Origin of the sequence: Streptomyces herbicida (assembly GCF_032656585.1) — a bacterium.
GTDB classification, from domain to species: domain Bacteria; phylum Actinomycetota; class Actinomycetes; order Streptomycetales; family Streptomycetaceae; genus Streptomyces; species Streptomyces herbicida.
Genome location: NZ_JAUYWJ010000001.1, coordinates 523,461 through 543,752, shown reverse-complemented (window position 1 = coordinate 543,752; position 20,292 = coordinate 523,461). Strand labels below are relative to the sequence as shown.

The window sequence follows — 20,292 nt, the reverse complement described above, 5'->3', positions numbered from 1 at the left end:
TTTCGGCGCCGCCCCGCGCCACCGGGCATGCTGGCACTTGTCGGCGGAACGCGACCGGTTCCCCGGCGAACAGGGATGTTCCGGGATTTTTCTGACGCAACGGGGGATCTGCCATGCATCCGATGGTGAAGCCCGCGCTCAGGCGCGGCTGGCGCGACCTCAATACCGTGCAGTTCGGGATGACTCCGGCGCACGCGATGACTCTCGGTCCGATGGACACGGCGACGGGCAGCTTCCTGGACCTGCTCAACGGCACACGCGGGCTTCCGCTCCTGCGCGAAGAGGGACACCGCATGGAGCTGCCGGACGGCCATGTCGACGCCCTCGTGGAGCGGCTGTCGCGCTCGGGCCTGCTCGACGACGCCCGGGGCGGCGGCCCTGGGGCCGATGCGCTGCGGGAGAAGACGGACGTTCTCGACCGGCTGCGCCCCGATCTGGCGTCGCTGTCTCTCATGACGTCCGAACCGGGCGGCGCGATCGGCCGCATGGCGGCCCGCCGCTCCCTGCGCGTGCAGGTGAGGGGTGCGGGCCGGGTCGGCTGTGTGCTGGCCGCGCTGCTGTCCGGGGCGGGGGTCGGTGGGGTGGAGGTGCGTGACATCGGCCACGTCGAGCCGTGGGACGTGGCACCGGGCGGACTGCCACCGGAGTCGGTCGGCGAGCGCAGGAACGAGGCGGCGCGCCAGGCGGTCCGCAGAGCGGCGCCGGACCGCGCACCCCGCCGAAGCCGCCCTGCACCGTCCGGCGCCGAGGACCCCGGCTTCTCCCTGGTGATCCTCGCCCCCAGGGACGACGTGTCCGTCCACACACCCGACCCGTCCTCCGCCGAGGCGCTGATGAGTGCCGGAACCCCCCATCTCTACGCGGGTGTCGTGGAGGGAACCGGTGTCGTCGGGCCCTTCGTCCTGCCGGGCGGGACCGGCTGCGCCGGCTGTCTGCAGCAGGACCGCACGGACCGGGATCCGGCCTGGCCCCGCCTGGTCGCGCAGTGGCGCTCCGGCAGGGCACGCCGGGTGGGTGCGTGCGATCTGACGCTGGCGACGACCGTCGCCGGACTCGCCGCCGCCCACGCGCTCGCCTTCCTGGACGGTGAGTCGCCGTCGAGCACGGGCGCCCGATGGGAGGTCTCCCTGCCGGGTCTCCACTGGCATGCGCGACCGGTCTGGCCGCATCCCGCATGCCCGTGCGGAGCCGCGGAGAGAGGTATGGGGGAACACACCTCAACGAATGGGGAAGAGCACGAGACAATGGCGAGGCAACGGCCGTCGGCGGAGCAGCCACGCAAGGCAGACGCGGTTCGGCCGGCTGGGACTTGGAGGGCGCATGTCTGATCTTCCCCGGAAGGCGGTCACCCGGACCGCCAAGCTCGCCGCGCTCCCGCTCGGCTTCGCCGGCCGGGCGACCTGGGGCCTGGGCAAGCGGATCGTGGGCGAGTCCGCGGAGATCGTCGGCCGCGAGCTGCAACAGCGCACGGCGGAGCAGTTGTTCAAAGTGCTCGGCGAGCTGAAGGGCGGTGCGATGAAGTTCGGACAGGCTCTGTCCGTCTTCGAGTCTGCGCTGCCCGAGGAGGTCGCGGGCCCCTACCGCGCCGCTCTGACCAAACTCCAGGACGCGGCCCCGCCGATGCCCACCCGCACGGTGCACCTCGCGCTCGAGGAGCGGCTGGGCGCGGACTGGCGGGATCTGTTCCTGGAGTTCGAGGACAAGCCGTCCGCGGCAGCCTCGATCGGACAGGTGCACCGGGGAGTGTGGCACGACGGCCGCGAGGTGGCGGTCAAGGTGCAGTACCCCGGAGCCGGCGAGGCCCTCCTCTCCGACCTGACCCAACTGAGCCGTTTCGCCCGGCTGTTGGGGCCGCTCATCCCGGGCATGGATATCAAGCCGCTGATCGCCGAGCTCCGGGACCGTGTCTCGGAGGAGCTCGACTACGGCCTGGAGGCCCAGGCCCAGCAGGTGCACGCGGACGAGTTCCAGGACGACCCCGACGTCCTGGTCCCCGCGGTGGTCCACCAGTGCGACCAGATCCTGGTCACGGAGTGGATCGACGGGATCCCGCTCTCGGAGGTGATCGCGGGCGGCACGACGGAACAACGCAACCGCGCCGGCCAGCTCCTGGCCCGCTTCCTCTTCTCGGGCCCGGCGCGCACCGGTCTGCTGCACGCCGATCCGCACCCGGGCAACTTCCGCCTGCTTCCCGGCGGCCCGGACGGCGAGGACGACTGGCGCCTGGGCGTCCTCGACTTCGGCACCGTCGACCGCCTCCCCGGAGGCCTGCCGACGCCGATCGGCGACTCCCTGCGCATGACCCTGATCGGCGAGGCCGAGGCGGTCTACGAGCTGCTGTGCGCCGAGGGGTTCGTCAAGTCGTCCATAGAGCTGGACCCGGACGCGGTCCTCGACTACCTACTGCCGATCATCGAGCCGGCCTTGGTGGACGAGTTCACTTTCACCCGCACCTGGATGCGCAGCCAGGCGGCCCGCGTCGCGGACCCCCGCTCTCCCGCCTACCAACTGGGCAAACAACTCAACCTGCCTCCCGCGTACCTCCTGATACATCGGGTGACCCTGAGCACCATCGGCGTCCTGTGCCAGCTGGGCGCGACGGTCCGGCTGCGCCAGGAACTGGAGGAGTGGCTGCCGGGCTTCGTGCCGGGGGAGGCGGACGACTCGGCGGCGGGCGCCTGAAAGCCGTCACCACCAGGCCGAGTCCAGCCGGCCCTCGATCGCTCTGAGGTTCTCCCGGGCACAGGCGTCGCAGAAGTACTGACGCACGCCGTTCTCCACGGAGAAGGTCCAGGTGGGCTGCGGGGCCTCGGCCCGGGCGCCGCAGCGGGCGCACACCAGGAAAGGGGGCTCCGCGGGGGAGCCGCCGTGGTCACTGTCTCCGGGACGACTCGTCACCTGGTGACGATAACGCCGTGACCGGACAATGTGCGCGTAAACGCACCGCGGGGGCCGGTCCGTTCGGACGGACCGGCCCCCGCGGGGAGCTATCGCCTCCCGTTCCCGGGAGGCCACCGCTTCAGGTGTGGTGGGTTACTGCATGACGGCCATGGCGAGCGCACGGCGGGCGCGCATCGAGGCGCGCTCGGCCCGGCGCTGCATCCGGCGAGCGGACGCCAGGCGCAGGGCCCGGCGTTCCCGCTCGGCCTCGTGCAGCCGGTCGTGCATATGCGCACGAGCCAGGGCTTCTGGGATGAGTTGCATCTCTCGGGTCCTGTTCTGACGCGAGTCGGTCGCGCCGGTGGTGGTGAAGTCTGTGGTTGCGGAGCCTGCGGGCTCGCTGGTGGACGGCTTCATCGGGGCCTGCTTCTTGGGGTCGTGCGTGAGGGGGCGGTCGATCGTTCCTGCGGTGTTCATGCCGTGACCGGGTTCTTGCGCGGGCGACCACGCGGCCGCTTCCGGGCGACGACGACGCCCTGGACGAACAGCTCGCCACCCCAGACGCCCCAGGGCTCACGACGCTCCTTGGCGCCGGCGAGGCAGGCCTCGATCAGCGGGCAGGTGCGGCAGAGGGACTTGGCGTACTCGACGTCGGCCGGCGACTCGGCGAAGAAGACCTCCGGGTCGTAGGAGCGGCAGGGGACGGGTACGCCGAGGTTCTCGATGGCGTCGTCGAGCGCGGTGAGCGCAGTGAGCGGGGTCAAGGTGGGGTCCTCCGTGAGGCCGGGCGGGGGGATCGTTTCGGAAGGCGGTACGGACGGGGCGTGCGCTTCGAGTTGCACGGTTCGTCTTCCTCGTCTGGTCGTTCCGGTCCGGTTGGACCGGGTGGCGGCTGGTACCGGGTTCTTTTCTTGTCCCGAGGCTCCTTCGCTCCGTCGTCCCCGTTCGGGGAAAACAGAAGGGCCGCGGATCCCGGATGGGGTTCCGCGGCCCTGAAGGCGCCGGCCTGATCGGCGATCAGGCTGGATCACTCCAGGGTTCTGGCCCACGGAAGGCCCACATCAGGTGGTGCTGCTTCGTCTGCTTCCGGAATCCGGCACCGGCCGCCGTAAAGGCATAGGCCTTGGCCTGTGCCACTACTGCTTCCAGTGCCTTGATCGGTCGCTCGCTGCGCTCACGGACGGGAAGACCCGCGAGAGAAACGGAGGAGGACGCCGGACGCGCGGCACGAATGCCGGACAGACCGGTGCCCGGGTTCGAGGCGCCGAGCATGCACAGGGAGACGGCCGAGCGATCGGTCATTTTGACCGTGCTGACAGAGCTGGTGTTGATGCTGATCACTGGACTCGCCTCCTCTCGGCGTCTCTGGGACTGGGGTGAGCCAGTCCGTTCGGATATGCAAGTACAACACGGAATCAGGGCCTCCGAGAAGGCCGCGGTTTCCGTGCCTAGAACCTATGGGGATTGCTGGGGCATGCGCAAACTATTTTTTCGACGAGTTCGTATCAGTCGCGCTCGTCGCCTCCCACGACTTCCCGGCCCGCGCAGATGGCCAGAACTTCGGCTCCGTAGCGGTTGAGTTTACGCACGCCGACACCGGGGATGCGGGCCAGTTCGCCGTCGTCTTCGGGGACAGCCTCAGCGATGGCCATCAGCGTCTTGTCGGTGAAGACGCAGAAGGCGGGCTGCCCGCTGCGCCGGGCCTGGTCCGCGCGCCACTCGCGCAGCCGCTCGTAGATCCCCTCGTCCATGTCGGAGGGGCAGTCCTCGCAGCGCATCAGTTTCATCTCGCCCGCGTCCGTGAGCGTCCGGCCGCAGACTCGGCAGCGAGCGGGGGTGCGCTGGGTACGACGGGGAGCCGCCACGGTGCCACTCGTGGAGCCGCGTTCGACGCCTCCCGACGTTCCGGCGGCCGAGCGGCCCATGGTGGCGGTGGAGCCGGGGCGCAGTCCGTCGAGGAAACGGCTGGGGCGGCGGCTCGGACGTCCGCCGGGCGCTCGAGCCAGGGCCCAGGAGACATTGAGCCGTTCTCTGGCGCGGGTCACGCCGACATAGAGCAGTCGGCGTTCCTCCTCGATCTGCTCGTCGGTCTTTGCGTAGGTGATCGGCATCATGCCCTCGGCGATGCCGACCAGGAAGACCACGTCCCACTCCAGGCCCTTGGCGGAGTGCAGTGAGGCCAGGGTGACGCCCTGGACGGTGGGGGCGTGTTGGGCGCCCGCGCGCTCGTCGAGCTCGGCGACGAAGTCGCTCAGGGTGGCGTCGGGTCGGGCGGCCACGAAGTCGTGGGCGAGGTTGACCAGGGCGGCCAGTGACTCCCAGCGTTCCCGGACGGCCCCGGAGCCGGCCGGCGGCTCGGTGGTCCAGCCCTCGCCCGACAGGACGGCGCGCACCTGGGAGGGCAGGGTCACGGCGTCGTCCAGGAGGGAGTCGTTGCCGCCGAAACGGGCCGCGCCGCGCAGTGCCACGCCGGCCTTGCGCACCTCGGGGCGGTCGAAGAACCGCTCGGCGCCGCGCAGCTGGTAGGAGACTCCGGCGTCGGCGAGGGCCTGCTCGTAGGTCTCGGACTGGGAGTTCGTGCGGAACAGAATGGCGATCTCGGCGGCCGGCACGCCGGCGTCGATGAGTTCCCGGATCCGGCGGGCGGCGCCTTCGGCCTCGGCGGGCTCGTCCGTGTATTCGCTGAAGACGGGATCGGGGCCCGGGGCTCGCTGGGAGACCAGTTCGAGACGGTGGTCGGCGGCTCGGCCGCGGGCCTGGGCGAGCAGGCCGTTGGCGAGGTGGACCACCTGGGGGGTGGAGCGGTAGTCGCGGACGAGCTTGACGACGGTGGCGCCGGGGTGGCGGGTGCGGAAGTCGATGAGGTGGTCGGGGGTTGCTCCCGTGAACGAGTAGATCGTCTGGCTGGCGTCACCGACGACGCACAGGCTGTCCCGGTCGCCGAGCCAGAGCTCGAGCAGTCGCTGCTGGAGGGGGCTGACGTCCTGGTACTCGTCGACCACGAAGTGCTGGTACTGGGAGCGGACTTGGTCGGCGATGTCGTGCCGGTCCTGCAGGACGGCGACGGTCAGCAGCAGGACGTCCTCGAAGTCGATGACGGCGCGGTCACGCTTGAGGTCCTCGTAGACCGAATAGAGCTGGGCGATCTCGGCCGGGTCGCGCGGGGCCTCGCGACCGGCCTTCACGGCGGCGAGCGGATAGTCGGCGGGGACGGTCTGGGTGACCTTGGACCATTCGATCTCGGCGGTGACGTCTCGCAGCTCGCCGCGGTCGAGGCGGATCCGGCAGGCGGCGGCCGCGTCCGCGACGAGCTGGATCTTGCGGTCGACGAGCCGGGGCATGGAGCCACCGATCGCTTTCGGCCAGAAGTACTGCAGCTGGCGCAGCGCGGCGGAGTGGAACGTGCGGGCCTGGACGCCCTGGGCGCCGAGCTGGCGCAGGCGGCCGCGCATCTCGCCCGCGGCGCGGTTGGTGAAGGTGACGGCGAGCACGCTGGAGGGCTGGAGGACACCGGCGCGCACTCCGTAGGCAATGCGGTGGGTGATCGCCCGTGTCTTGCCCGTGCCGGCGCCGGCCAGCACGCACACCGGTCCGTGCAGGGCGGTGGCCACCTCGCGCTGCTCGGGGTCGAGCCCTTCGAGCACCGCGTCGGCCGTGTCCGGTACCGGCGGGAAGAGGGAGGAGTGCGTTGCTGCTGTCACATGGCCATGCTGCCAGGTCGCCGGAGACGGCTGTGCCGGTTGTCCACAGGGAAGTCCCTGCAGTCGTACGAATGCGGCAGGCGTCACGTCCCCGCATACCCCTGGCGGGAATGGCGGCCCGGTCGCGTACGTTCCTGTGCTGGACGACCTTCCCCGAGCTGCCAGAGGAGCGCGAGCGAGATGCAGGGCACTGTGACGATGTACAGCACCACGTGGTGCGGCTACTGCCGCCGGCTGAAGAGCCAGCTGGACCGCGAGGGCATCGCGTACACCGAGATCAACATCGAGCAGGACCCGGAGTCCGCGGCGTTCGTGGAGAAGGCCAATGGCGGAAACCAGACGGTCCCCACGGTGCGCTTCGCCGACGGCTCGACGCTGACGAATCCCTCGCTCGCGCAGGTGAAGCAGAAGATCGGCGTGTGACCGTTGCACGGCTGACGCTGTACTGAGAAGGCGGCTCCTGAGATGTCTCAGGAGCCGCCTTCTTCGTGGATCTCGTCAGATGGAGCTCCGCGTCGGCAGCGGCTTGCCGTACCAGAGCTCGATCAGGCGGGCCGCGATCGAGATGCCGTACGGGGGCAGCACCTCGCCCGACTCGAACGCGGTGTGCAATTCCTCGCGGGAGAACCAGCGGGCCTCGTGGATCTCGTCGCCGTCGACATTCACGTCGGTCGAGGTGGCGCGGGCCAGGAAGCCGAGCATGAGGCTGGACGGGAACGGCCAGGGCTGGCTGGCGACGTACTCGACCTGGCCGACGGTGATGCCGGCTTCCTCGAAGACCTCTCGGCGCACCGCCTGCTCGATGGACTCGCCGGGCTCGACGAAGCCGGCGAGCGTCGAGAAGCGACCCTCGGGCCAGTGGACCTGCCGACCCAGCAGAATGCGGTCGTCCTCGTCGGTCACAGCCATGATCACGGCGGGGTCGGTGCGCGGATAGTGCTCGGCGCCGCAGGCCGGGCAGCGGCGGATGTGGCCGGCCGCGGCGATGACGGTGCGCTCGCCGCAGCGGGAGCAGAAGCGGTGGGTGCGCTGCCAGTTCTCCAGGCCGACCGCGTGCACCATGAGGCCCGCGTCCCGCGGCGACAGCAGCAGACCGGCCTCGCGCAGACCCGCCGGGCGGGCGGACTGGTCGATGCGGCCGGGCAGGGCGTCCTTCTGGAGCGCGAAGTAGCTGATGCCGTCCTCGTCGGTGCCCAGGAAGTAGCGGTGCGCCTCGGTGAGCGGAGCCTCGAAGGAGGGGGTCATCACGAGTTCGGTCCGGCCGTCCGCCGTCTCGTCGATGAGGACCTGGCCGCCGGAGACCACGAAACAGCGGGTCGTGGGGTGGCTCCATGCCGCCGCGAGCCAGGCCTCGTCGAGCCGGTGGTGGGCGGCGCGGTCGATGCCGCTCGGGGCGGTGAGCGAGACGGGTCGGTCGGCGGTGTGGTCGGTCCAGGTGGTCACGGGTGCTTGCAACTCCCCCAGTGGAACGGTTTGTTTCGGCGGGCGGTTCAGCAGGACGAAGGGCAGGAGGGGACCGGGCCGGGTGCGGGCAGGACGGGCGGGGCGCTCCCTCCAGTGTGCCCCGCGCGCGGTACCGCTCCGTTCGGGGCGGGTCGGTCAGGGCGCATGGCGCCAGCTCTCCGCGAGATCGCCCCAGAGATACGCGGAGGTCTCGACGCCCTTGAGGAGGAGGTCGAGCTCGACCTTCTCGTTCGGGGCGTGCCAGCCGTCGGAGGGGACGGAGATGCCCAGGAACAGGACGGGCGTGCCGAGGACCTCCTGCAGGTCCGCGGCAGGTCCGGAGCCGCCCTCGCGGGTGAAGCGGACCGGCCCCTCGAAGGCGCGGCCCATGGCACGGGCCACCGACTGCAGGGCGGGGTGGTCGAGCGGGGTCAGGCACGGGCGCGTGGCCGACCCGAAGGTGATCTCGAGGCGGATTCCGGCGGGCACCTGCTCGGCGGCCCAGGCGCGGACGGCCTTCTCGATGTGGTCGGGGTCCTGGCCGGCGACCAGCCGGAAGGAGAGCTTCACCATGGCCGAGGACGGGATGATCGTCTTGCTGCCGGGGCCCTGGTAGCCGCCGCCGATTCCGTTGACCTCGGCGGTGGGGCGTGCCCAGATGCGTTCCAGGGTGGTGTGTCCGGCCTCGCCGTGGGTGGCGTGGGACTTGGCGGTGCGCAGCCACTGCCGCTCGTCGAAGGGCAGCTCGGCGAAGAGTTCGCGCTCGCGGTCGGTGAGCTCGACGATGCCGTCGTAGAAACCGGGGACCGCCACGCGTGCGTGCTCGTCGTGCAGGGCCGCGACGAGGCGGGCGGCCGCGGTCGCCGGGTTGGGCACGGCACCGCCGAAGGAGCCCGAGTGGATGTCCTGCTCGGGGCCGTGGAGCCGGATCTCGCACTCGGCGAGGCCGCGCATGCCGGTGCACACCGTCGGGGTGTCCTCGGACCACATGCCGGTGTCGGAGACGATCACGGCGTCGGCGGACAGCCGGCCGGCGCGCTCCTCGACGAGGGACCGGAAGTGCGGGGAGCCGGATTCCTCCTCGCCCTCGATCAGGAGTTTCAGGTTGACGGCCGGGGCGGTACGGCCGGTTGCGGCGAGGTGGGCGCGGACGCCGAGTGTGTGGAAGAACACCTGGCCCTTGTCGTCGGCCGCCCCGCGCGCGTAGAGACGGTTCCCGCGGACGACGGGCTCGAAGGGCTCGCTGTCCCAGCCGTCCTCGCGGGCGGCGGGCTGCACGTCGTGGTGGCCGTAGACGAGGACCGTGGGGGCCTCGGGGTCTTCTGCGGGCCACTCGGCGAAGACGGCCGGGGCGCCCGGCGTCTCCCAGACCTCGGCGACCGGGAAGCCGGTCTCCTTGAACTTGGCGGCGAGCCAGTCGGCGCTGCGCCGGACATCGGGAGCGTGGTCGGGCTGGGCCGACACGGAGGGGATGCGCAGCCATGCGGCGAGGTCGTCGAGGAAGGCGGCGCGGTGCTGCTCGATGTACGTACGGACGGCGCTGTCCGGGGTCTGGCTCATGTCCACGAGCCTATCGGCCCGTGCGGACATTCTGATCGGGCGGTTCGTCACACTGGGGGTCCGCCCGAGTGCCACTCCGGCTCCCCCAGGAGCAGCCGCTCGAGGGCGGCCCGGTCCGGCAGGCCGTCCGGCCGTACGACCTCTCCGCTGCGGACGTACACGAAAGTGGCCGTGACCGATTCCGGCGGCACGCCCTGCTGCTCGGCCCAGGCGAGCCGGTAGACCGCGAGCTGCAGCGGGTCGGCAGCGCGGCCGCGGCTGGTCTTCCAGTCGACGATCTCGTACGTCGCGTCGTCCCCGTCGCCGTTCTTGTAGACGGCGTCGATACGGCCCCGTACGACGCGGCCCGCGAGGGCGAGCTGGAAGGGGGCCTCGACGCGGTGGGGTGTGCGGTGGGCGTACTCGGTGCGTTCGAAAGCGTCCTTGAGCGCTTCGAGATCGCGTTCGTCGGTGATCTCGGCCTCGCTGCCGGGCAGGTCCTCGGGCTCCAGCATGGGCAGCGTCAGTTCTTCGAACCGGGCCTCCACCCAGGCGTGGAATCGGGTGCCTCGACGCGCGGCCGGTTGCGGAGGGCGCGGCATGGGGCGCGCGAGTTCCTGCGCGAGACCGTCCGGGTCCTCGGCCAGGCGCAGCAGCTGGGTCGCGGTCAGCGTGGCCGGCAGGACGACGTCCGTGACGCTCCGGCGGGCGCGCAGGAGCTCTCCGGTGAGCGCGTCGAGGTCGCGGTCCCAGGAGGCGATGGCGCGGGCTTCTTCGGGAGTGAAGGGCGTGCGCTCCGGGTCCGTCTCCCGCCGCGGCTCCGGCTCCGGCTCGGGCTCGGGCTCGGGCTTCTGCTCGGGCTCCGGCTCGGGCAGGCGAACGGCCGGCCGCTCGCTCGGGCCGGCCTGGTGCGGGACGGCGGGGCCGTCCGTGCTCCAGGACTCCCAGTCCTCGGGGTCGTCCTCGAAGAACGGGTCCTCGTAGGGCGCCTCGTCGTCCGGTGGCAGGGGCCAGTCCGGGTCGTCGTAGGTGTCGGGGTCGTGGGTGGCCGCCGGGTGGCTGTCCTGGTGGGTGGCGAGGTCTTCCAGGTGGGCGAGTACGGTCTCGGCGGCGGCGCGGCGGCGGGCCAGCGCGGCGGCGTCCAGGGGCAGCGGCCAGACCTGGTCGGCGGTCGCCCGGTGCAGGGCCGGGTTCTCCTCGTCCTCCGCGGGCTCGTCCGCCCAGGCCTCGATCTCGCCGTACCCGGCGGCGCAGTGGTCGTGCAGGGCCAGCAGGAAGTCGGAGGGTCCGCGGGGCTTCTTCTGGGTGGGTCCCCACCAGTGGCCGGAGCCGAGGAGAAGGGAACGGGGGCGGGTGAAGGTGACGTAGCCGAGGCGGAGCTCCTCGGTGTGCTGGTGTTCCTTCATCGCCTCGTGGAAGGCCTTCATCCCCCGGGAGTTCCAGGCCTCGATGTCGGGCAGCGTGTCAGCATCGCCGCGCAGCGCGTGCGGCAGCACCTTGGCCTGGGAGGTCCACTTCTCGCGGCCCTGTGTGCTGGGGAACGTGCCGGTGACGAGGCCGGGCACGGCGACGACCTCCCACTCGAGGCCCTTGGACTTGTGCGCGGTGAGCACCTTGACAGTGTTCTCCCCGCCGGGAAGGGCGTTGTCGAGGCCCTTCTCGTACTGGGCGGCGGTGCGCAGGAAGCCGAGGAAGGCCAGGAGGGTGGCCTCGCCGTCGTTCGCGGCGAAGGACGCGGCGATGTCCAGGAAGTTCGACAGGGTCTCGCGGCGGCGGGCGGCGAGCGCGTGCGGTGACGCCGCCAGCTCCACCTCCAGGCCGGTGACGGCGAGGACGCGGTGCAGGACGTCCATCAGCGGGTCGGCCAGCGAGCGGCGCAGTTCGCGCAGTTCTGTGGCCAGGCGGGCGAAGCGCACCCGTGCGTCCGGGGAGAACGGCAGCCCGTCGTCGTCCCCCTCGGCGTCGGCGCCGTTGAGGGGTGTCTCCAGGAACGTGTCGAGGGCGTCCGCGAGCGATATCACCTCGGACGGGTCGACCCCCTCGACGGCCTCGGCGAGCCGGCGGTCCGGGTCGTCGTCCGCGCCCACGCGCGCGTGGGCCACGAGAAGCCGGGCGCGCCGCCCGAGGAGGGCGAGGTCGCGGGGGCCGATGCGCCAGCGCGGGCCGGTCAGCAGACGGACCAGGGAGGCATTGGCGCCGGGGTCCTGGAGGACCTCGCAGACGGCGACGAGGTCGGCGACCTCGGGCAGGTGCAGCAGCCCGGAGAGACCGACGACCTCGACGGGGATGTCGCGGGCGACGAGCGCGCCCTGGATCTCGGCGAAGTCGGTGGCCGTGCGGCACAGGACGGCGATCTCGCCGGGCGCCTTGCCGGTGTGTACGAGGTGGGCGATGGAGTCGGCGATCCAGCCGATCTCCTCGGCGTGGGTGGGCAGCAGGGCGCAGCGGACCATGCCGTCGCGTTCCGCGCCGGGGGCCGGGCGGAGGGCCTCCACGCCCGCGTGCATGGCGCGCAGCGGCTCGGCGAGGCCGTTGGCGAGGTCGAGGAGGAGGCCGCCGCTGCGGCGGTTCTCGCTGAGTGCCTGACGGGTGGCGGGTCGGCCCTCGCCGTCGGCGAAGTGCTCGGGGAAGTCGTCGAGGTTGGCCACGGAGGCGCCGCGCCAGCCGTAGATCGCCTGGCAGGGGTCGCCCACGGCGGTCACCGGGTGGCCCGTGCCCTCGCCGAAGAGACCGGCCAGCAGGACGCGTTGGGCCACCGAGGTGTCCTGGTACTCGTCGAGGAGCACCACGCGGAACTCGTCGCGCAGCACGCGGCCCACCTCGGGGATCCGGGCGAGGGCTGCCGAGAGGGCGATCTGGTCGCCGAAGTCGAGCAGGTCACGCTCGCGCTTGGAGGCTCGGTAGCGCACGACGAGTTCGACGAGTTCACGGCGGGCGGCGGCCGTCTCGGGGACCTTGCGCAGGTCGGAGTTGGTGAGCCTGGCGCCCTCCAGGCTGCCCAGCAGGTCGGCGTCCCAGGCGCGCAGGTCCTCGGGGCGTACCAGGTGTTCGGCGAGTTCGGAGTCGAGGGCGAGCAGGTCGCTGACCAGGTCGGCGAAGGAGCGGGTCAGCGCCGGGTAGGGGCCGGGGGCGTCGCGCAGTACGCGTGCGGCGAGCTGGTAGCGGGTGGCGTCGGCCAGCAGCCGGGACGTGGGCTCCAGTCCGATGCGCAGGCCGTGGTCGGTCAGGAGGCGGCCCGCGAAGGCGTGGTACGTGGAGATCACCGGTTCGCCGGGCGGGTTGTCCGGGTCGATCACGTCGGGGTCGGTGACACCGGCCTTGACCAGTGCCTTGCGGACGCGTTCGGCGAGTTCACCGGCGGCCTTGTTGGTGAAGGTCAGACCGAGGACCTGTTCCGGGGCGACCTGTCCGGTGCCGACCAGCCACACCACCCGTGCCGCCATCACCGTGGTCTTGCCCGATCCGGCGCCGGCCACGATCACCTGCGGGGCGGGCGGCGCGATGATGCAGGCCGTCTGCTCCGGGGTGAACGGGATGCCGAGGAGCTCCTTGAGCTGCTCGGGGTCGGTGATTCGGGCGGGCATGTCGGAGAGGCTAGCGGCGGGCACTGACAGCGGATGCCCGATCGGCCGACGGGACGAGGAGAGACGCAGGTCGGCGCGGGTGGTGCGATGCGTCACGCCCGCTGCCCGAACACGTCACGCCGACTGACCGACCGCGTGTCACCCGCTACTCGACCACGTGCCGCCCCTCCGGCCGCGCGCTGCACGACGCCCGGAACGCACAGTGGGTGCAGTGCTGGCCGGTGCTCGGCGTGAACCGCTCGTCGAGGACCTTTCCGGCGGCGGTGGCCAATAGGTCGCCGACCCACTCCCCCTCCTGCGGCTCCTGAGCCTGCACCTTGGGCAGGGTTTCGCCGCCGTCGCGCTTGGCCGCGCCCTGGCGCAGCTGCACGAGTTCGGCGCCGCCCGCTTCGGGGCGTACGCCGTCGAAGGCGTCGTCCACGGCTCCCGCGCCGACGGCCAACTGGTAGACGGCCAGCTGCGGATGGCGGGCCACCTCCGCCGCGCTGACCGGCTGCTTGCCGGTCTTGAAGTCCACGACGTACGCGCGTCCCTCGCTGTCCCTCTCCACGCGGTCCATCTGGCCGCGGATGCGCACTTCGTAGTCGCCCGCTTCGAGCGTGACGTCGAAGTCGTGCTCGCTCGCCACGGGTGTGCGCCCGGTGCGGTCCAGCACATGCCACTTCAGGAAGCGTTCGAGCGCCACGCGCGCGTGCTCCATCTCCTGCGCCGACTTCCAGGGCGCGTCGAAGGCGAGCGCGTTCCACACCGACTCCAGGCGCTCCATGAGGACGGCGAGGTCGGCGGGGGTGCGTCCGGAGGCGACCTCGTCGGCGAGGACGTGCACGACGTTGCCGAAGCCCTGGGCAGCGGTGGCGGGCGCGTCGGCCTTCACCTCGCGCCCCAGGAACCACTGGAGGGCGCAGGTGTTGGCGAGCTGGTCCAGGGCGCTGCCGGACAGGACCACGGGCTGATCGCGGTTGCGCAGCGGCACCTTGCTCTCGGTCGGCTCGAACATCCCCCACCAGCGGTAGGGATGCGCCGAGGGGACCAGTGGGCGGCCGTCCTCGTCGGCGAGCGCCGCAAGCCTGGCCAAGCGGCGGGCGGCGGCCTCGCGGAGGGGGGCGGAGGCGCGCGGGTCGACGGTCGTGGCACGCAGCTCGGCGACGAGCGCGGCCACGGCCAGCGGACGGCGGGGACGGCCGGTGACGTCCCGCGGCTCGACGCCGAGTTCCGTGAGGAAACGGGAGGGCTGGTCGCCGTCGTCCGCGGGCGCCTTCACCGCGGTGACGACGAGGCGTTCACGCGCGCGCGTGGCGGCGACGTAGAAGAGGCGGCGCTCCTCGGCGAGCAGGGCGCCGGGGGTGAGCGGTTCGGCGAGTCCGTCGCGGCCGATGCGGTCGGCCTCAAGGAGGGAGCCGCGGCGGCGCAGGTCCGGCCAGAGGCCCTCCTGGACGCCGGCGACCACGACCAGGCGCCACTCCAGGCCCTTGGAGCGGTGCGCGGTCATCAGACGGACGGCGTCGGGCCGTACGGCACGCCGGGTGAGCGTGTCGGCGGCGATGTCCTCGGCCTCGATCTCCTCCAGGAAGTTCAGGGCGCCCCGGCCGCCGGTGCGCTCCTCCGCGCGCGCGGCTGTCGCGAACAGGGCGCACACGGCATCCAGGTCACGGTCGGCGTTGCGGCCGGCCGCGCCACCACGCCGCGCGGCCCGTTCCAGACGGGCGGGCCATGGAGTGCCCTGCCACAGCTCCCACAGCGCCTCCTCGGCCGTACCGCCGCCCGCGAGGCACTCCCTTGCCTTCCTGAGCAGCGCGCCGAGCCGCTGGGCGCCGCGGGCGTACACGGGGTCGTGCGCGACCAGGCGCTCGGGCTCGGCGAGGGCCTGGGCGAGCAGTTCGTCCGAGGGCGGCGGCAGCGGGTTGCCTGCCGCGCGCTCCTCCTCACGCAGGGCCCGGCCGAGACGGCGCAGGTCGGCCGCGTCCATGCCGGCGAGGGGGGAGGTGAGCAGGGTCAGGGCGGTCTCGGTGGTGAGCCAGGAGGTGTCCGGAGCCGGGTCCTCGGCGGATCGTTCGGCGGACTGCCCGTCGGTCTCCACGGTCTCCACGGTCTCCACGGTCTCTGCGGTCTCTGCGGGCGCCTCGGCGTCGCCCCTTGGCGCGGATGCCTCGGCGTTGCCCCGTACGCCCCGTGCCGCCTCCGCCGTCGCCACCGCCCGGAGCGCCGTGAGCAGCGGTGCCACCGCCGGCTCGTGGCGCAGGGGCAGGTCGTCACCGTCGATGTCCAGGGGGACGCCTGCGGCCGTGAGGGCGCGGCGGACCGTCGGGATGGTGCGGGATCCGGCACGCACCAGGACGGCCATCTCGCCCCAGGGAACGCCGTCCTCCAGGTGCGCCCTGCGGAGGATGTCGGCGACGTTGTCCAGCTCCGTACCGGCCGTGGGATACGTGTACACCTCGACTCGGCCGCCGTCCCGGGCCGGGACGAGCTCACGATGGGCGCGCACCTTGTCGGCGGGCAGGCGGGTCAGCGGCATGCGCTGGGTCACCAGACGGGTGGCGGCCAGCAGGGCGGCGCCGGAGCGGCGAGAGGTCCGCAGGACCTCGACCGGAGCCGGAAGGCCGTCCGCGCGCGGGAAGGCCGCCGGGAAGTCGAGGATGCCGTTCACGTCCGCGCCCCGGAACGCGTAGATCGACTGGTCGGGGTCACCGAAGGCGACCAGGGTGCGGCCGCCGCCGGCCAGGGCGTGCAGCAGGCGCACCTGAGCCGGGTCGGTGTCCTGGTACTCGTCGACGTACACGGCGTCGTACTGCGCGGCGAGCCGGGCCGCGGCCTCGGGGCGGCGGCCCAGCAGCACCGCGCGGTGGACGAGTTCCGCGTAGTCGAGCACGCCCTGCATGTCGAGCACGTCGAGGTACTCGGCGAGGAAGGCGGCGGCGGCCCGCCAGTCGGGACGCCCGATCCGGCGGGCGAAGGCGTCCAGGGCGTCGGGGCCCAGGCCCAGTTCCCGGCTGCGGGCGAGCACCGCGCGGACCTCGTCGGCGAAGCCGCGGGTGGTCAGGCAGGCACGCAGCTCGTCCGGCCAGCGCACGTGCGTGAGGCCGAGCCGCTCCAGGTCGGGCTCGCCCGCGAGCAGCTCGCGGACGGTGACGTCCTGCTCGGGGCCGGAGAGCAGCCGCAGCGGCTCCACGAACAGGTCGCTGTCCTGGTGGGCGCGGACCAGGGCATAGCAGTACGAGTGGAACGTGGTCGCCCGGGGCGCCCGGGCCGCCCCCATGCGCAGGGCCATGCGGTCGCGGAGTTCGACGGCCGCCTTGCGGCTGAACGTCAGCACGAGGATCCGTGCGGGGTCCCCGCCGCGGGCGATCCGCGCGGCCACGGACTCCACGAGCGTGGTGGTCTTGCCGGTGCCGGGACCTGCGAGAACGAGCAACGGACCGGACCGGTGGTCAACCACCGCGCGCTGGGCGGCGTCAAGTCGAGGGGGATCCTGTTCGGTCGGCGGGGTACGCACCAGTCGGTAAGCGCCACGGTTCCCCTGCCGCACCTGGGGGTGCGGCAGGCGTCTGGTGGAGAAAGAGGAGCTCACGTGGTTCGCCGGTCCTGGTGGTCGTACTGGTTGTCGGGCCGCCGCGCGTGCAGAGCGGGAGGCCGCGGGGTGAGGGGGGCGCGTTCCGTCGACGCTACGCCGCCGAACGGGACGGAAGCGGGGCTTCCGCTTCTTCCCTCCCGGCTCTTGCGACACGCGCGTCCCACGCCTCACGAACGTACGGCATGCCACGGACGTCCCTCGTGTCCCCCGTACGGGCCACAGGTTCCCCTCACAGGGGTCCGATGGCGGAAGCTGTCAGGTGTGACCCTCCGCGCCCTCGTCGCCGTCCCACCGCGCACGTCGCATGTCGAGCCGCGGCAGGTGGCCCTCGGCGGCCCTGCTCGCCTCCTTCAGCGGGGTGCCCTCCGCGCGATAGTGGTCGAGGGCCCGCAGCTCGTGGCCCGGAAGCAGCACCCCGTCGGCGCGCACGACGCGCCACCACGGCACGGCTCCCCCGTAGAGGGCCATCACACGGCCGACCTGGCGCGGACCACCCGCCTCCAGCCACTCGGCGACGTCCCCGTACGTCATGACACGACCGGGCGGGATCTGCTCGGCGACGTCGAGAACCCGCTCGGCGTACTCCGGCAGCGCTTCCGTGCCTCCCGCCCGGGCGCCCTCGGGAAGGTTCTCCTCGCTCATTCGCCCCATCCTGCCCCACCCCACCGACAACGTGACGCACTCGGCACCGGACGCATCTCTCGCCCTGGAGCGGGGCTTCCGGCAGACTGTGCGCCCCCGCATTTGCACCCTGATGCCCCCGTGTGCCGGTGGGGCATGCCACCATCGTGCGGGCGGTGACTGGTGATACGAGACCAAGAAGAGACGATGAAGCAGCAGGGCGTGCACGCCGAAGGCGCGGAGGGCGGCTCTGCCGTCCCTTCACGTCCGGACGCCGCCGACGTGCACGAAAAGAGCCCTGAAGAGGCCGCACGCACGAAGGATCCGCAGAACCGGGCCGATGGTCCGGACGACGCTCACGTCGACGAGGTCGAGGGCGACGAACCGCTGCTCCCCGCGCGCGTGCACCGCCCGTCCGACCTGATGCGGCTCCTGGTGGGCGTGCTCGCCGTCGTCGTCCTGCTCGCGATCGCCGCGTTCGCACACGGAACGACCTCGGGACTCGAGCAGGACATCAACAAGGGCACCGGCCAGGCGCCCGATCTGCTGATCAAGATCGCGGGGCTGGCGTCGAGCATCGCGATCCTCCTGGTGCCGGTCGCGTTCGCGATCGAGCGGCTGATCAAACGGGACGGGCTGCGCATCGCAGACGGCGTGCTCGCCGCGGTCCTCGCACACGGAGTGACCCTCGCCACCGACCTATGGGTGGCCAGGGCCGCCCCCGACTCGATCCAGGAGGCGCTCACCCAGCCCTCCCCCGGTGACATCCACGCCCTGACCGACCCGGTGCACGGATACCTGGCACCCGTCATCGCGTACATGACAGCCGTCGGCATGTCCCGACGGCCCCGCTGGCGTGCCGTGCTGTGGATCGTGCTGATGCTCGACGCGTTCTCGATGCTGGTCACCGGTTACACGACGCCGTTCTCGATCATCCTGACGGTGCTGATCGGCTGGACCGTGGCCTACGGGACGCTGTACGCGGTCGGCTCCCCCAACGTCCGCCCCACGGGACAGACCCTGATGGCCGGCCTGCGGCACGTCGGGTTCCACCCCGTCTCGGCGGCCCGCGAGGAGGCCGCGGACACGGAGAACGGCGACCGAGGCCGACGCTACTTCGTCACCCTGGAGGACGGCCCGCCGCTCGACGTCACGGTGGTCGACCGGGAGCAGCAGGCGCAGGGCTTCTTCTACCGCGCTTGGCGCAATCTGACCCTGCGTGGCTTCGCCACCCGCAGCAGCCTGCAGTCGCTGCGCCAGGCACTGGAGCAGGAGGCGCTGCTCGCATACGCGGCCATCGCGGCCGGCGCCAACGCACCCAAGCTCATCGCGACCTCCGAGCTGGGCCCCGACGCCGTGATGCTCATCTACGAGCACACCGGCGGGCGCACGCTGGACACGCTGGCGGACGAGGAGATCACCGACGAACTGCTGCGCAACACCTGGCACCAGGTGCAGGCACTGCAGTCGCGGCGCATCGCGCACCGCAGGCTGGCGGGTGACGCGATCGTGGTGGATCGTTCCGGCAGGGTGATCCTCACCGATCTGCGCGGTGGCGAGATCGCGGCCGGCGATCTACTGCTGCGCATGGACGTTGCCCAGCTGGTCACCACGCTCGGCCTGCGGGTCGGCGCCGAGCGGGCCGTGGCCTCCGCGGTCCGCGTCCTCGGCCCGGACGCCGTCGCCGACTGCCTGCCGATGCTCCAGCCGATCGCCCTGACCCGCTCCACGCGCGCGACGCTGCGAAAACTGGCCCGTGAGCGGGCGCAGCGGGAGCGCGAGGCGGTCCTCGAGGCATCACGGCAGGACAAGCAGGCCCGTCTGGAGGAGGGCTCGGACGACAGCGGACCCGTACTCGAGAAGCCCGACAAGAAGACGGTGCGCGCGGAACAGCGTGCCGAAAAACGGGCCATCGACGAGGCTCTGGAGGAGGCCCGCGAAGAGGATCTGCTGACGCAGATCCGGCACGAGGTGCTGCTGATCAGGCCGCAGGCGCCCGTGGAGCCGGCCCGCCTGGAGCGGGTGCGGCCACGCACGCTGATCAGCTTCATCGCGGGCGCCATCGGCGCGTACTACCTGCTGACCCAGCTCACGCACATCGAGTTCGGCACCCTCTTCGCCCAGGCCCAGTGGGGCTGGGTGATCGCGGCGGTGCTGTTCTCGGCGCTCAGCTATGTCGCGGCGGCCATGGCGCTGCTGGGGTTCGTGCCCGAGCGGGTGCCGTTCGTGCGGACCGTGGCGGCGCAGGTCGCCGGGTCGTTCGTGAAGATCGTGGCACCGGCCGCGGTCGGCGGTGTTGCTCTGAACACGCGTTTCCTCCAGCGCGCGGGAGTACGGCCCGGCCTCGCGGTGGCGAGCGTCGGCGCCTCGCAGCTGTTCGGCCTCGGCTGCCACATCCTGATGCTGCTGTCCTTCGGCTATCTGACCGGCACCGAGAAGACCCCGTCGCTGTCGCCGTCCCGGACGGTCATCGCCGGCCTGCTCACGGTGGCGGTGCTCGTGCTCGTGGTGACCTCGGTGCCGTTCCTGCGGAAATTCGTCGTCACGCGCGTGAGGTCGCTGTTCGCGGGTGTGGTGCCGCGCATGCTGGACGTGCTGCAGCGGCCGCAGAAGCTGGTGACCGGAATCGGCGGCATGCTCCTGCTCACCGCCTGCTTCGTGATGTGCCTGGACGCGTCGATCCGGGCCTTCGGCGACAACTCCACCTCGCTCAGCATCGCCAGCGTCGCCGTCGTCTTCCTCGCCGGAAACGCGCTCGGGTCCGCGGCGCCGACCCCGGGCGGCGTGGGCGCCGTGGAGGCGACCCTGACGGTCGGCCTCATCGCCGTCGGCCTGCCCAAGGAGGTCGCCGCACCGGCCGTCCTGCTGTTCCGGCTCCTGACGCTGTGGCTGCCGGTGCTGCCGGGCTGGCTGGCCTTCAACCACCTGACGCGCAAGGGCGCCTTGTAGCCGT

At 72.1% G+C, this 20,292-nt stretch carries 14 protein-coding genes; 4 read left to right on the top strand and 10 right to left on the bottom strand.

Translation table 11 applies throughout. The annotated features are described in order from the left end of the window. The first annotated feature begins 113 nt into the window (after positions 1 to 113). Together Q8A52_RS02465 and Q8A52_RS02460 are read left to right on the top strand one after the other, a co-directional pair. Positions 114 to 1,328, top strand: coding sequence for a TOMM precursor leader peptide-binding protein (locus Q8A52_RS02465; RefSeq protein WP_316748264.1), 1,215 nt, complete (start codon positions 114 to 116; stop codon positions 1,326 to 1,328). Then, positions 1,321 to 2,682, top strand: coding sequence for an ABC1 kinase family protein (locus Q8A52_RS02460; RefSeq protein ID WP_316748262.1), 1,362 nt, complete (start codon positions 1,321 to 1,323; stop codon positions 2,680 to 2,682). The genes Q8A52_RS02465 and Q8A52_RS02460 overlap by 8 nt, the downstream gene beginning before the upstream one ends. A gap of 6 nt (positions 2,683 to 2,688) precedes the next feature. Here the strand turns inward: Q8A52_RS02460 and Q8A52_RS02455 are convergent, their stop codons facing one another. From Q8A52_RS02455 to Q8A52_RS02435, 5 genes are all read right to left on the bottom strand, one after another. Continuing rightward, positions 2,689 to 2,898, bottom strand: coding sequence for a hypothetical protein (locus Q8A52_RS02455; protein WP_316748260.1), 210 nt, complete (start codon positions 2,896 to 2,898; stop codon positions 2,689 to 2,691). A gap of 135 nt (positions 2,899 to 3,033) precedes the next feature. Beyond that, entirely contained in the window at positions 3,034 to 3,357 is a 324-nt protein-coding gene (locus tag Q8A52_RS02450; RefSeq protein ID WP_316748258.1) for a hypothetical protein, read from the bottom strand. Beyond that, entirely contained in the window at positions 3,354 to 3,722 is a 369-nt protein-coding gene (locus tag Q8A52_RS02445) for a WhiB family transcriptional regulator (RefSeq protein ID WP_316748257.1), read from the bottom strand. Before Q8A52_RS02445 ends, Q8A52_RS02450 begins: the two co-directional genes overlap by 4 nt. Before the next feature lie 175 nt (positions 3,723 to 3,897). After that, positions 3,898 to 4,221: a hypothetical protein gene (locus Q8A52_RS02440; protein ID WP_316748256.1), complete on the bottom strand. Its 324-nt coding sequence runs from the start codon at positions 4,219 to 4,221 to the stop codon at positions 3,898 to 3,900. A 164-nt stretch (positions 4,222 to 4,385) separates the two neighbouring features. Beyond that, the gene (locus tag Q8A52_RS02435; protein WP_316748254.1) at positions 4,386 to 6,581 is read right to left on the bottom strand and encodes an ATP-dependent DNA helicase UvrD2; all 2,196 of its coding nucleotides are present in this window, start codon (positions 6,579 to 6,581) and stop codon (positions 4,386 to 4,388) included. 180 nt (positions 6,582 to 6,761) lie between these two features. Between Q8A52_RS02435 and Q8A52_RS02430 the strand changes: the two genes are divergently transcribed. Next, positions 6,762 to 7,004, top strand: coding sequence for a mycoredoxin (locus tag Q8A52_RS02430; protein ID WP_263212324.1), 243 nt, complete (start codon positions 6,762 to 6,764; stop codon positions 7,002 to 7,004). Between the two features lie 75 nt (positions 7,005 to 7,079). On the opposite strand, the gene nudC is transcribed toward Q8A52_RS02430, so the two are convergent. The 5 genes from nudC to Q8A52_RS02405 form a co-directional block, all read right to left on the bottom strand. Further along, positions 7,080 to 8,024: an NAD(+) diphosphatase gene (nudC, locus tag Q8A52_RS02425; RefSeq protein WP_316748251.1), complete on the bottom strand. Its 945-nt coding sequence runs from the start codon at positions 8,022 to 8,024 to the stop codon at positions 7,080 to 7,082. A 156-nt stretch (positions 8,025 to 8,180) separates the two neighbouring features. Then, positions 8,181 to 9,584, bottom strand: coding sequence for a dipeptidase (locus tag Q8A52_RS02420; RefSeq protein WP_316748249.1), 1,404 nt, complete (start codon positions 9,582 to 9,584; stop codon positions 8,181 to 8,183). Positions 9,585 to 9,631: 47 nt separating this feature from the next. After that, on the bottom strand, positions 9,632 to 13,147 hold the full coding sequence (locus Q8A52_RS02415) for an ATP-dependent DNA helicase (RefSeq protein WP_316748247.1): 3,516 nt from the start codon (positions 13,145 to 13,147) through the stop codon (positions 9,632 to 9,634). A 145-nt stretch (positions 13,148 to 13,292) separates the two neighbouring features. Continuing rightward, entirely contained in the window at positions 13,293 to 16,715 is a 3,423-nt protein-coding gene (locus Q8A52_RS02410) for an ATP-dependent helicase (RefSeq protein WP_316748245.1), read from the bottom strand. A gap of 258 nt (positions 16,716 to 16,973) precedes the next feature. Further along, on the bottom strand, positions 16,974 to 17,360 hold the full coding sequence (locus Q8A52_RS02405; RefSeq protein WP_316748243.1) for an MGMT family protein: 387 nt from the start codon (positions 17,358 to 17,360) through the stop codon (positions 16,974 to 16,976). Positions 17,361 to 17,546: 186 nt separating this feature from the next. Here Q8A52_RS02405 and Q8A52_RS02400 point away from each other — a divergent pair, with 186 nt between their 5' ends. Further along, on the top strand, positions 17,547 to 20,288 hold the full coding sequence (locus tag Q8A52_RS02400) for a lysylphosphatidylglycerol synthase transmembrane domain-containing protein (RefSeq protein ID WP_316748241.1): 2,742 nt from the start codon (positions 17,547 to 17,549) through the stop codon (positions 20,286 to 20,288). Positions 20,289 to 20,292: the final 4 nt, after the last annotated feature.

Excerpts from the sequence above, each read along its gene's own strand:
- Q8A52_RS02465 (WP_316748264.1), top strand. The coding sequence starts at position 114 with ATGCATCCGATGGTGAAGCCCGCGCTCAGGCGCGGCTGGCGCGACCTC.
- Q8A52_RS02460 (WP_316748262.1), top strand. The coding sequence starts at position 1,321 with ATGTCTGATCTTCCCCGGAAGGCGGTCACCCGGACCGCCAAGCTCGCC.
- Q8A52_RS02450 (WP_316748258.1), bottom strand. The coding sequence starts at position 3,357 with ATGAACACCGCAGGAACGATCGACCGCCCCCTCACGCACGACCCCAAG.
- Q8A52_RS02430 (WP_263212324.1), top strand. The coding sequence starts at position 6,762 with ATGCAGGGCACTGTGACGATGTACAGCACCACGTGGTGCGGCTACTGC.
- Q8A52_RS02420 (WP_316748249.1), bottom strand. The coding sequence starts at position 9,584 with ATGAGCCAGACCCCGGACAGCGCCGTCCGTACGTACATCGAGCAGCAC.
- Q8A52_RS02415 (WP_316748247.1), bottom strand. The coding sequence starts at position 13,147 with ATGCCCGCCCGAATCACCGACCCCGAGCAGCTCAAGGAGCTCCTCGGC.
- Q8A52_RS02405 (WP_316748243.1), bottom strand. The coding sequence starts at position 17,360 with ATGAGCGAGGAGAACCTTCCCGAGGGCGCCCGGGCGGGAGGCACGGAA.
- Q8A52_RS02400 (WP_316748241.1), top strand. The coding sequence starts at position 17,547 with ATGAAGCAGCAGGGCGTGCACGCCGAAGGCGCGGAGGGCGGCTCTGCC.